Here is a 12,814-nt window from a genome sequence, read left to right as displayed (position 1 = left end):
CTGAGCTGAAGTCTTCGGGCTATGAGTTACTTCCTTATCCAGCGTCCCAGGTTGTCCTGGTAGTATTCTCCGGGTGACAAGCGGGCTTCCAACTTTTCAGCGGCGCGTGTTGCCACTTGGGCTATATCAATTTTATTGCGTTCAGCGATTCGAGCGTAAGCAGCTTTTCGCTTGGCATTCACTTCTTTGACCAGTTTTTCCAGTTCTGGTGAGCTGGCATCTACGATAGCGATGTATCCGCTATTGGCTTCACCAACCAGGCCCTTACTTTTGGCTTCATTCAGGGAAATTGCCATTGCAGGCAGGGCGATTAATAAGCTCAGTGCCAAAAAGGCTTTCATTAATGTCTTCATATTTGCCTCCTTAGAAAATCCCTTCCTTGTCTTCAAACAGGTTGTCCAGGTCCTTGTCGACCTTAACCCGAATTTCATGCTCAATTTTCACATTCAGGTTTACTGTAATTGGCTCACTGGGAGCCTTGACCGCTACAGTGGGTGTACACCCTGTAGCAACCATAGCGTATAGCAGCCCCATAGGAATCAGTCGGCTGGCTTTCATCTGACACTCCTCACAGTACCTCTTTGGTACCCTTTTACTTTTTGTACCTAGCCCGTGTTACCTGCCTGGTTCAGCAGGTGAGTTGGATGCCGGCAGACCCAAGTATTTTATTGAGTCAACCTTAACCGGTGATGAACCAAGCAGGCTTGTACATACCAATAAAGGCTACTTCACTCCTGACCTATTGGTCCAGCTGCTTTTCCAGGGTTTCAGTCAAATCACGACTGGCTTGCAATGAGCGCAGCATATCTGGGATATTGTTTTCAAGGTTCAGGTTGATCACCAGGTCTCGATCAGAATCGATAGCCTCACTTCGACCAACCAGCTTTAGCTGTAGCTGGAGATCTCCGCTGGCTGGATAGTCTATGCTGCCTTCCAGTGTTTGAAACTCATAATCTTCCAGTGCATTGGCTATCAACTTAAGTTGTGGGTTGCTTGCCAGCATCTGCGGAGAAAAGGCTCCGTAGTAGCGCAAGCGTCCGCCTGGAGCTTCACCCTGAAGGTGACCGGCTTCCACAGTGATACCCTCAGGCCCCGTTACAATGGGGATTTCCAAGTTAATTAGCCCGCTGGCCTCAAAGTTCTCTGAGTTCGTCTCCTGTGCTAAAGCCTCTAGAGAAATACCTTGTGCATGTACAATGCTTTTTCGAGTCTCTTCAGCGAGATTCCAAATAAGGGCTGATGAAGTAACCTTGCCTTGCAAAAAGTCAGCAGAAAAATTATGCAATGTAATATCTTTCTGTTTATCCAGTTGCAGTGATAACTGGATATTTTTCACTGGTAAACCGGCGTTAATAGATTCTATCGATAGTGGGTATGGTGTAGGTGTGATCCAGTGCCCATCTTCGTTTTCTACTTTTAGATCTCCACTGATTCCGGTGGCAAAACTATCCTTATAGGTTGCTGCAATATCGTCCAATGAAACATGGATACTATCTTTGGACCGGGGGGGCAAAGACACAGAACCACCGGCAGAAAGTCTGCCCGAGACGATATTGAGGGGAAGACCCTGGATCGTATCGTTTAGAGAGGGATCCGTACTAAAGGTAACTTCAGGAACGGAAAATTCAACTCCACCTGAGGATTTTGCTAAGTCGTAAGAGCCGCTTAAATCAATTTTAATTGCACCTGCTTTAATTTGACTATGACTTGTTAGCTTATTGTGTTGCAGAGATAGCTTGCCTTTGGCTGAAGAGTTAACCTTGTACTTTTCCGATGTCTCAATCTCTAAATTGTTACTATTAAATTCACTGTCCAGCGCTGCAGCACCATTTTTGATGGTAACAATACTATCAAGAAAATTGAGGTCTCCAGAAAGGGAAAATTGCTCGGTATTGATAATTCCAAACTGACTGCTTATTTCTGGGAGAGTGCAGATTGTAGGTTCTGTTACTTCGCAGTGTACTGTTGGTATATCTAAGTTTATTCTGTCAGCCTCCAATGTTTTGGTTGTTATTTTTTCTCCAGATACTTTAATGTTCTCTAGAGTGAATTTTTGACCTTTAAGATTGCTTTCAATCTTTGCCTTGGCCGTTGAACTTAGATTGGTAACTGCTAATTCTCTGGCCCGCTCATAAAGTTGGGATACTTTTGTCTTCAGCTCAAAGTGACAGGCACTGATATCAGAGAAGTGACATTGTATGTCGCTAGCGGTTAACTGTACTGTCGAGTCCCCATTGGAGCCTTGTATCGTTGCAGTTAGAGATCCTTGTTCGATCTTAATATCTCTTTGGTTGGGATTGGTCAGGTCACCTGTAATGGAGATAAGATCTTTAATGCTTGCCTGTATCTTGCTCTGATGTAATCCAGTAGTAATTAAAGGAGAGTTTTTTCCTGAAGTGGAAGCTGAAATATCCAATTGAATAGTTTGGTTTGGTATCAATTCTAATTGAAAGCTATTTACTTCTGGAGAGTTAATATTGTTAAGCGAACTTAGTTGAAGTTTACCCTTAAATGTCACATCTCCATTAACACTATCAATAGGTAGTGCTGGCAAGTGTCTGAGATATAGGGGGGAATTAACTATAGTATTTGCACTTGTTAGATGAAAAGTACCTTCGATATCTAATTCGGGAGATGTCGCCGATGTGCTCGAGCTAAAGTCCGCACTTAATAGCGGGGTATTGGTGTTTTTATCAGTATCTAAAGCTATATCAAGCTCGCCACTCCCCTTGATATGTCGAGGTTTAAATGGAAATAGTGATTCAAGTGTTATTTTTATTGGATTACTTATAGATAATTGGGCTTCTATATTGGAGTTTAGTTGAGCGTATGGGATTGTGGCCTTTAGATCATTGCCATTAAGTTGAATGTCAATTTCTCGGTAGCTTGAAATGGATAGCAGATTGTCTGGCAAGCTAATTGCGGTGGTAGCTATAATTTTGCCTGATACTGTCGGCTTAGTTGTGGAGCTAGCTTTAGGTTCAAATATCTCTATCAGTGGGGCTATAGATTCCAGCTCTGATACAAGTTCACTGTTTAAAATCCATGTGTCAGCTTCTAGTTTAGCAATAGTTATATCAGCTTCAGACAGAATCTTTGAGTTGTTAGTTAGTATTCTGGGTTTTAGTTTGATTTCTGACAAACCTAAAAAAGCCTCAAAATATAAATTAAGCTCGCCAAACTGGGGGTGTTTAAGGGGAGTTTCGGCATGAATTTTTGTGCTGTCGCGAGCTATATTTAGTGGGCCGCCAATCAATTGGCCATCGAGTACTATTTGCTTAACGGATATCTTGCCTGGCAAAAAGCGGGTTAGACTTTGGCTTAGGGCACTTAACGATAATGTATTACTTGTCTTGACATTATTTTCCGGGAGCTGCTCGTTGATATGGGCTTTGGTAACGATATCTTTAGCTTCCATGCTCCTGGTTAGCTTTTCTATTGATAGTTCAATTTTTTGGGTGTTATCTCGGTCATAAATAATATGGAAAGGATAGACAATTTTTACTCCCTCGAGGAGGATAATACTATTTACGCTGGACTTTAGGCGAACTTCCTGGATGGAAACTTCTTTAAAACCCAGTCGTAGTCCTGTCAGCTCCTGAATAACTACCTCTCCTGAGAAAATATTGATTAGCTGAGAGGCAACGATATCCTTTTTCCACCAGCTAGCTGCTATGAGGGCAGCTAAAAAACAAGATAGAGTTATGATGGAGATACGGAGTTTACGCACACTGAACCTCGGAATTCCCGCAAGAGATTAGCTCAAACTTAAATCTATTATTCGTTACGAAAGGGCGAAGTAGGAATACTTTAATCCCTTACTGCTACCCTATGACGAGTTTACCAGATTGGATAATTATACTGGCTGCAATTTCTCACCATGTTGGTCAGTATCTACTGTGCTGTGGGGTAGGGCAGACAGTAAGTGCTCTATATGGGTATATAATCGACCACTATTATATAGTTTTCACCTATCTAATGTGGCGCACTGATAGTTTTTGCCTTCTCCGTCGCTGTTACCTCTGTGCTTGTGGAGGCAGATGTGCCAAGAGTGGCTGTGGGCAAGGCTGCAAGGGCAAGTATTAATCAAACTTATCTATGCGTGGCACCAATCGCGCTGGGAAGCTATAGTCCGGTTTTTAACTTGGGTGATAAATAGTATTGGCCCGGGTAACGATATTGTTGGTCCAATTAATCGAATTCATACTGCCCCGGAAGGGCATAGAATGACTGAAGGTGTTTCAATAATGAAAGATAGCCAGCCAAAGACCATTTACCTGAAAGACTATCAAGTACCAGATTACCTGGTGGATGCTACTGATTTACATTTTGAGCTGGAACCCAAGGCAACTTTGGTCAAATCTCGTTTGAATATTCGCAGAAATCCGCAAGCGGGTGCAGGGCTGCCGCCTTTAGTGCTGGATGGTGTCGAGCTGGAATTACTTTCGGTTTCTTTGGATGGAGTTTTGTTGTCTACATCTGATTATCAGGTTCTACCTGAGGGCCTGTCTATCCCTGTAGAGAAACCAGAATTTCTGCTGGAAATCCGCAATCGGATAAATCCGGAGGAAAACACATCTCTAGAGGGATTATATCTCTCTAATGGTATGTATTGCACTCAATGTGAAGCTGAAGGATTTAGAAAAATTACTTTCTATCCTGACCGGCCGGATGTTATGTCCAAATTTACCACCACCATCGTCGCGCCGATGGACCACCCAGTACTACTTTCAAATGGCAATGAAGTTGAAAGGGGTAGATATGAAGATGGTCGTCAGTTTGTAACTTGGGAAGATCCATTCGCCAAGCCGGCTTACTTATTTGCGTTGGTAGGCGGGGACTTGGAGCATGTGGAAGATAGCTTCACAACAGCCTCTGGTAGAAAGGTTAAGTTACAGATCTTTACGGAAGCGAAAAATATTGGGAAGTGTGATCATGCTATGCGCTCACTTAAAAATGCGATGCGTTGGGATGAGGAAACTTACGGAAAGGAATATGACCTAGACATCTTTATGATTGTTGCTGTTGATCATTTCAATATGGGGGCTATGGAAAACAAAGGATTGAATATTTTCAATTCGGCCTGTGTGCTCGCTAGCCCAGAAACAGCAACGGATTCAGCTTTTCAGCGGATTGAGTCTATTGTAGGACATGAGTATTTTCACAACTGGTCCGGCAATCGGGTTACTTGCCGGGATTGGTTTCAGTTGAGCCTGAAGGAAGGTTTTACCGTATTTCGTGATGCGGAGTTCTCCGCTGATCTTAATTCCCGAGCGGTTAAGCGTATTGAAGATGTATCCCTTTTGCGTACTACCCAGTTTGCTGAAGATGCCGGCCCTATGGCCCATCCTATCAGGCCAGATTCTTATATAGAAATTTCAAACTTTTACACTCTGACAATTTATGAAAAGGGTGCGGAAGTTGTACGGATGATTCATACACTCTTAGGTGCAGAAGGGTTCCGCAAAGGAAGTGACTTGTACTTTCAGCAGCACGATGGTTGCGCGGTAACCTGTGAAGATTTCGTCAAGGCGATGGAAGATGCTAACAAGGTTGAACTGAAGCAATTCCGCAACTGGTACAGCCAAGCAGGCACGCCGATACTTGATGTGACAGATAGCTTTAATGAAACTGATGGCACTTATAGTCTAACTATTCGCCAGTCTTGCCCTTCATCGCCAGGTCAGGAAGAGAAGTTACCTTTCCACTTACCAATAAGAATTGGATTGCTGGGGGCTGATGGCGCAGAGCTTGTACTCAATGAGCAGGGTGATACTGAAACTGTTTTACAGTTAACAGAAGATGAGCAATCTTTTGAGTTTTCCGGACTTGCGGAGAAGCCTTTACCCTCATTGCTGCGAGGCTTCTCCGCTCCAGTAAAAATAAGGTACAACTATAGTAATGAGCAGCTTCAATTTTTAATGAGCAAGGATAAGGACACGTTTAACCGCTGGGATGCAAGTCAGCGCCTAGCATTAAATGCTTTGTGTGAGCTTCAGGTGGCTTTTCGTAAAGGTGAGGAACTACAGGTACAACCAAGTTTAATCAGTGCTTATAAAGAGGTTTTACAGGATGTTGATCTCGATCTAGCGCTGGTCGCAGAGATCTTGCAATTGCCCAGTGAGCAGTTTATCGCTGAAGAGTCATCATCTATTGATGCGGAAGCAATAATTGTTGCGAGGGAATTTGTAAAGAAGGTAATTGCAGGTGAATTATTTGATGAATTTCGCAAGCGCTATCTAGAATTGAATACCACAAAGCCCTATAGCCCGAATGCGTTAGATATTGCGCAAAGACGACTTAAAAATACCTGTTTATCCTATATCTGCATAACAGAAACTGAGGAGGCGTTAGATATAGCCCAGGTTCAGTTTGAGAGCGCTAGTAATATGACAGATAGTGCGGCGGCTCTCGCTGTTATTATTAATCATGCACCGGAAGACCGAGCCGGGGGGTTGATTGAACAATTTTATGAGCGCTGGAAAACCGATACTCAAGTAGTAGAACTATGGCTGGGTCAGCAGAGTTGTAGTCCCAAGCGCGGTACATTGGAAAATATTCGTGCACTTATGGATCACCCTGCTTTTGAAATGAAAAACCCCAATAAAGTAAGGTCTGTAATAGGTGGTTTTGCTAATCGTAATTTTAAGCAATTCCATAAGATCGATGGTAGCGGATTTGAGTTTGTTGCCGATCAGGTTCTGGTCTTGGACAAGCTAAATCCACAAATTTCAGCAAGGCTGGTTATACCGATCACACGTTGGAAAAAATACTCTGGTAGCCTGGGTGAGAAGATGAAAGTTGCCCTGCAAAGGGTTGCTGATTCGGGAGACCTATCTAAGGATTTGTTTGAGGTAGTCAGCAAAAGCTTGATTTAAAATAAATACCTGCTTGGGGTATGCTGCACATACCCCATTTTCTTATAGAATTTTATTATCTTTTTCTTCGCCTAGCTGGACTAAATGTAGCTTGTTTCCATCATTTTTTAGCTCAGTGATTGAAGTGTAGTCGGGCCTAAACTGTTGTACTTTTTGGTGGTTTCGGATATGTGCAACAACTGAATTGATGACCATGAAATGGCAGAAGATAAAGGTGTCCTCTGAAAGACTTTCCAAATACCTGATTATTCCATCGCGCCAATCTTTTTGTTCTCTGTCGCAGGGGTCCCACTCTCCAGTAAGTAATGTTCGTAACCAGGTTAGGCGTTGAGCTTTGGGTATTTCCTCTGGTGTAGGTATTTCCGTCACTGCATTTTCAATTACAACCTCTATATCCCAAACTTCGGCCAAGGGCTTTGCTGTTTGCTGTGCACGGAGTTTGGGGCTGCTTATTAATTGAACTTTCTCGAGTGTGGAAAGTTTTAGGGCTAGCTCTTCTGCCTGCTTGTAACCTTCGTCTGTGAGTATTGGATCGGGGATGTGCTCCCCTTTCGCTGCTTCTCCATGCCTGATTAAAAAAATTCTTGCCATCTATGCCAGCCTAAAGATAACCATTCAACCTATCGTCGGGTATATGTTGCCATAAACTGAGAAGCTCTGGTGAATTAAACGCCCTGGCTGAGGGATGATTGCCAAATCGCTTACTGTGTTTTCCTGAAAACTCTGGCCAATCATTGCCGGGTTTCCCTGTTTCAGCAAAATTCAGCCAAGCTTGTTGCATTGAGGCACTTAATAAATGGGGGTTTTCTTCAGCACCATATAGTGTTTTCAAGGACTGATCGCTATGGGTTCCAAATACATAACCAAGCTCAACGGCGTGACAGGCCCCTAGTAAAGGCTGTGCAGCGAGAGGTTGTGCAAAGTGATAGTGATAGTTTTCCCCCTGATGACTTTGTAGGTGTCTCAGCCCAGGCAAGGTGAATACCATATCAGTGAGCAAAAGGTTCCAGGCTCGACTCCACTCTGGCCAGGGATTGTCTGTCATTTTTTTTGCTAGTTGATAGTAATGTCTGAGTAGGGGCTTTAACTCGGACTCTGGGATAAGCCATTCGAGATGAGTGCATATTTGCCGGTAGTCCATGTTAAAGCTTTCAGGGTTTATCGCGCTGAAGAGATTCCATTCCTCCAAATTGTTCCCTAACAAAAGGGATGTTTGGTGTGTCGGGGAGAGCTTTTTTTCAGGGGAAAAAAGTTCCCTGTCTGCGACAGGTTTAAATGGCAGTTGCCCCCATTTTGCTGTCATAGACGTGTCAGAGAGTATTGCTTTTTGGGTTTTCAGAAGAAGTTTGGTCGGACAATTTTTTAGTGAGATGCCACCAGAGATTTTCTCAAATTGTTGAATGAAAGTCTTACCAACATGGTTAGCGCTTTGCTGGGAGTGAGAGGCTCTTGGGTGCCCACTTTGGACAATTGCACGCCGTATAAGGCCTTTACATTGTGGAGTTTCAAGTAAGGAGGCAATACTCATTGCCCCGGCTGATTCGCCAAAAAGAGTGATATTGTTTGGATCTCCGCCAAATGCTGAGATATTTTTCCGAACCCATTGTAGGGCGGCTATTTGATCTAAAAGCCCTTCATTGCCGGTTGATGGTATATCACTAATATCCTTTAGGCGCAGAAATCCCAGGGCGCCTAAGCGGTAGTTTATAGTGACAACAATTGTCCGACCGCTAGCTGCCAAGTATTTACCATTGTAAATTTCTTGGCATCCTGATCCCATGTAAAAAGAGCCGCCATGAACCCAAAACATTACTGGCAGCTTTTTTCCTTGCGACATTGCGGGAGAGAATACATTCAAATAGAGGCATTCCTCCCTTTCAGGAAGATTCCCGTTTTGATCTCGAACTTCCATTAGGGCGGATGAGTTTTGCGCTGCTGGTGAACCAAAGCTATGCGCTTGGAAAGGATTTTTCCAGCGGTCCAACTCTTGTGGAGGTAGCCAACGTAAATTCCCTACAGGAGGGAGAGCGTAGGGAATACCCAAGAATTTATATACGCCAGTTTCTTCATCTGTGGTTCCGATGATTGGCCCGGCAAGCGTATCAACAACGGGTGTAGGTTTTTTGTTTAAGTGCCTGCCAATTTCCGGGTCTGTAGTCATTTGTAACTTCCTAATCTTGCTGAAGTTAGCACGAAAACTGTTTTTCTCCTGCCGCAGCCTAACTCCTCCTTGAAAACGTTTTGAATTACGTCCATACAAAAGTAGTGCGCGTAAAAACGTACTGGCGTAATTGTTTTTTTATGGAGGGAAATTAGTAAGGCAATGTATTAGTGAATCTAGTCACGGATGGGCTCAAAGTGGGGTATTTTCCGTCTTTAAGCTCAGGCCATGAACTGTGTATTTAGGAAGTTGCACCGTTTGAAGTTGGTGAGAGCATGATTGCGAAAATCTTTGACAAATCCACGGGCTCAATCGACGAGCGATCACTGGAGGGGCTATCTTTGACCTCTCCTGGTCTTGTCGAAATGCCCGCAGATCCTGAGGATATTGCGTCTTTTTCCAAGGACGGAGTAGACCTTGTTATTGTTTTAAAGTCCGGTCAAATCATCATTATTTCAGGGTTTTACCTGTTAGATGAAGAAGGTGACCATAGTGAGCTAGTGCTAACAGGGGCTGAAGAGCCTCTTATGTTAGCTTCTAATGGAGACTTAATCTCCGCCTTTGCTGCGGCTGGTGGTGCATCTTATCCCGCACCAGCGCCGGCCAATCCCGGTTTTTCTTGGTGGATTCCAGCATTAATTGCCCTTGGAGTTGTTGTTATAGCTGTCGCGGCTAGTGATGACGATGACAATAACGGCGATCGTTTTTTTATTCCTGATTCTGATGCCGACGCTGACTCAGATGCTGATGCTGATGCTGATGCAGATGCAGATGCAGATGCGGATGCTGATGCTGATGCTGATGCGGATGCGGATGCGGATGCGGATGCGGATGCGGATGCGGATGCGGATGCGGATGCCGACGCGGATGCTGACGCCGATGCCGATGCCGATGCCGATGCCGATGCCGATGCGGATGCGGATGCCGATGCGGATGCCGATGCGGATGCCGATGCGGACGCCGATGCGGACGCCGATGCCGACGCTGATGCCGATGCAGATGCTGACGCTGATGCGGATGCTGACGCCGATGCCGATGCCGATGCCGATGCCGATGCCGATGCCGACGCAGATGCTGATGCTGATGCGGATGCCGATGCCGATGCCGATGCGGATGCCGATGCAGATGCTGATGCGGATGCCGACGCTGATGCGGATGCCGACGCTGATGCTGATGCGGATGCGGATGCGGATGCGGATGCCGATGCTGATGCCGACGCCGACGCCGACGCCGACGCCGACGCCGATGCCGATGCCGATGCCGATGCCGACGCAGATGCGGATGCCGACGCGGATGCCGACGCGGATGCTGACGCAGATGCAGATGCAGATGCCGATGCCGATGCCGATGCCGATGCCGATGCGGACGCTGATGCGGACGCCGACGCCGATGCCGATGCCGATGCCGATGCCGATGCCGATGCCGATGCGGATGCCGATGCCGATGCCGATGCCGACGCGGATGCCGACGCTGATGCGGATGCCGATGCCGATGCCGATGCCGATGCCGATGCGGATGCCGATGCGGATGCCGACGCGGATGCCGATGCTGACGCCGACGCCGACGCCGACGCCGACGCCGACGCCGACGCTGACGCGGATGCCGATGCCGATGCCGACGCTGACGCCGATGCCGATGCCGACGCTGATGCTGATGCTGATGCGGATGCCGACGCTGATGCGGATGCCGACGCTGATGCTGATGCCGATGCCGATGCCGATGCGGATGCCGATGCGGATGCCGACGCCGACGCTGACGCTGACGCGGATGCTGATGCGGATGCCGACGCTGACGCCGATGCCGATGCCGATGCCGACGCTGATGCTGATGCTGATGCTGATGCTGATGCTGATGCGGATGCGGATGCGGATGCCGACGCTGATGCGGATGCCGACGCTGATGCTGATGCTGATGCTGATGCGGACGCCGATGCCGATGCCGATGCCGACGCGGATGCTGACGCAGATGCGGATGCCGACGCAGATGCTGATGCGGATGCCGACGCGGATGCCGATGCCGATGCCGACGCGGATGCCGACGCGGATGCCGACGCAGATGCCGATGCGGATGCCGACGCGGATGCTGACGCAGATGCAGATGCAGATGCCGATGCCGATGCTGACGCGGATGCGGATGCGGATGCGGATGCGGATGCGGATGCGGATGCCGACGCCGATGCTGACGCAGATGCAGATGCAGATGCCGATGCCGATGCTGACGCGGATGCGGATGCGGATGCGGATGCCGACGCCGACGCGGATGCTGACGCGGATGCCGATGCCGATGCCGATGCCGATGCCGATGCTGACGCGGATGCCGATGCCGATGCCGATGCCGACGCGGATGCGGATGCGGATGCTGATGCCGACGCCGACGCCGACGCCGATGCCGACGCCGATGCGGATGCCGACGCTGATGCCGATGCCGATGCCGATGCCGACGCAGATGCGGATGTCGATATCGACATAAATATTGATATTGATATTGACATCAATATTGATATTGACGTTGACATTATCATCATCAATATCGGATCAAATTCTCAAGAGCCTGGTGAGCTTCAAGACAGCGATGTAGAAGCTCTCGATAGCGGTGCCGGAACGCCGTCTGATGCGTTGTTCGCTTGGGTGCCCGATGGGGATGCCGACGCGGATGCCGACGCGGATGCCGACGCGGATGCCGATGCCGATGCCGATGCCGATGCCGATGCCGATGCCGATGCCGATGCCGATGCTGATGCCGACGCGGATGCCGACGCGGATGCCGATGCCGATGCCGATGCTGACGCGGATGCGGATGCGGATGCGGATGCGGATGCGGATGCGGATGCGGATGCCGACGCCGACGCCGACGCCGACGCCGACGCCGACGCCGACGCCGATGCTGATGCTGATGCTGATGCTGATGCTGATGCTGACGCGGATGCTGATGCTGACGCGGATGCCGATGCTGACGCGGATGCCGATGCTGATGCTGATGCTGACGCGGATGCTGATGCTGATGCGGATGCAGATGCAGATGCAGATGCAGATGCAGATGCCGATGCGGATGCCGACGCTGATGCCGACGCTGATGCAGATGTCGATATCGACATAAATATTGATATTGATATCGACATCAATATTGATATTGACGTTGATATTATCATCATCAATATCGGATCGGATTCGCAAGAGCCTGGTGAACTTCAAGACAGCGATGTAGAAGCTCTCGATAGCGAAGCTGGAACGTCGTCCGATGCCTTGTTCGCTTGGGTGCCCGATGGAGATGCAGACGCTGACACTGATGCAGACGCTGATGCAGACGCAGACGCAGACGCAGACGCAGATGCAGATGCAGATGCAGATGCAGATGCAGACGCAGACGCCGATGCCGATGTAGACATCGATATAAATATCGACATAGATATCAACCTTGATATCGACATTGATATTGATATCACCATCATCAATATCGGTTCTGATTCAACCGTTGGATCTGATGGGTTCCTCGATATCGACGTTACTGCAGATGCGGGCGAAGGTATGCTGGGTGCCGGTTCTAACCTGTCAATCGATGAGCTACTTGAGTCAACGAGTGAAGATGCTCAGGTATTTGAGTCGAGTGAAAATGAGGAGGGTGTGAGCCCGACCTTAGATTCCAGTGGCATGGTTGGTGGCACTGATGCCCTGACAGCGACAGATAATGCAGCGGCGTTTGAAGATCCTGTTGGAGATATGTGGCAACAAAATGGCTTGAGTGACACCTAGATCAGATAGCCTTTCATTAACTTATT

At 47.7% G+C, this 12,814-nt stretch carries 7 protein-coding genes; 2 read left to right on the top strand and 5 right to left on the bottom strand.

Going from position 1 to position 12,814, the window contains the following annotated elements; all coding sequences use genetic code 11:
* Nucleotides 1-26: 26 nt before the first annotated feature.
* The 3 genes from ACJJIL_RS15340 to ACJJIL_RS15330 form a co-directional block, all read right to left on the bottom strand.
* Nucleotides 27-353: a YdbL family probable chaperone protein gene (locus ACJJIL_RS15340; RefSeq protein WP_445360111.1), complete on the bottom strand. Its 327-nt coding sequence runs from the start codon at nucleotides 351-353 to the stop codon at nucleotides 27-29.
* A 10-nt stretch (nucleotides 354-363) separates the two neighbouring features.
* The gene (locus ACJJIL_RS15335; RefSeq protein ID WP_282931815.1) at nucleotides 364-558 is read right to left on the bottom strand and encodes a YnbE family lipoprotein; all 195 of its coding nucleotides are present in this window, start codon (nucleotides 556-558) and stop codon (nucleotides 364-366) included.
* A gap of 181 nt (nucleotides 559-739) precedes the next feature.
* Complete coding sequence (locus ACJJIL_RS15330; protein ID WP_445360110.1) at nucleotides 740-3,730, bottom strand: intermembrane phospholipid transport protein YdbH family protein; 2,991 nt, start codon at nucleotides 3,728-3,730, stop codon at nucleotides 740-742.
* Between the two features lie 496 nt (nucleotides 3,731-4,226).
* Here ACJJIL_RS15330 and pepN point away from each other — a divergent pair, with 496 nt between their 5' ends.
* Nucleotides 4,227-6,878, top strand: coding sequence for an aminopeptidase N (pepN, locus tag ACJJIL_RS15325; RefSeq protein ID WP_445360109.1), 2,652 nt, complete (start codon nucleotides 4,227-4,229; stop codon nucleotides 6,876-6,878).
* Between the two features lie 42 nt (nucleotides 6,879-6,920).
* Here pepN and ACJJIL_RS15320 read toward each other — a convergent pair whose 3' ends face one another.
* Both ACJJIL_RS15320 and ACJJIL_RS15315 read right to left on the bottom strand, forming a co-directional pair.
* Complete coding sequence (locus ACJJIL_RS15320) at nucleotides 6,921-7,469, bottom strand: histidine phosphatase family protein (protein ID WP_444942348.1); 549 nt, start codon at nucleotides 7,467-7,469, stop codon at nucleotides 6,921-6,923.
* Between the two features lie 10 nt (nucleotides 7,470-7,479).
* Nucleotides 7,480-9,039, bottom strand: coding sequence for a carboxylesterase/lipase family protein (locus ACJJIL_RS15315; protein ID WP_445360108.1), 1,560 nt, complete (start codon nucleotides 9,037-9,039; stop codon nucleotides 7,480-7,482).
* Nucleotides 9,040-9,314: 275 nt separating this feature from the next.
* Between ACJJIL_RS15315 and ACJJIL_RS15310 the strand changes: the two genes are divergently transcribed.
* On the top strand, nucleotides 9,315-12,788 hold the full coding sequence (locus tag ACJJIL_RS15310; protein ID WP_445360107.1) for a BapA/Bap/LapF family prefix-like domain-containing protein: 3,474 nt from the start codon (nucleotides 9,315-9,317) through the stop codon (nucleotides 12,786-12,788).
* The last annotated feature ends 26 nt before the right edge of the window (nucleotides 12,789-12,814 follow it).

The sequence above is a fragment of the Microbulbifer maximicatervae (SeqCode) genome (assembly GCF_052468095.1).
Note: the sequence above shows the minus strand (reverse complement) of the source record. Positions and strands in the feature narration are given on the sequence as shown.

Excerpts from the sequence above, each read along its gene's own strand:
- ACJJIL_RS15340 (WP_445360111.1), bottom strand. The coding sequence starts at position 353 with ATGAAGACATTAATGAAAGCCTTTTTGGCACTGAGCTTATTAATCGCC.
- ACJJIL_RS15335 (WP_282931815.1), bottom strand. The coding sequence starts at position 558 with ATGAAAGCCAGCCGACTGATTCCTATGGGGCTGCTATACGCTATGGTT.
- pepN (WP_445360109.1), top strand. The coding sequence starts at position 4,227 with ATGACTGAAGGTGTTTCAATAATGAAAGATAGCCAGCCAAAGACCATT.
- ACJJIL_RS15320 (WP_444942348.1), bottom strand. The coding sequence starts at position 7,469 with ATGGCAAGAATTTTTTTAATCAGGCATGGAGAAGCAGCGAAAGGGGAG.
- ACJJIL_RS15315 (WP_445360108.1), bottom strand. The coding sequence starts at position 9,039 with ATGACTACAGACCCGGAAATTGGCAGGCACTTAAACAAAAAACCTACA.
- ACJJIL_RS15310 (WP_445360107.1), top strand. The coding sequence starts at position 9,315 with ATGATTGCGAAAATCTTTGACAAATCCACGGGCTCAATCGACGAGCGA.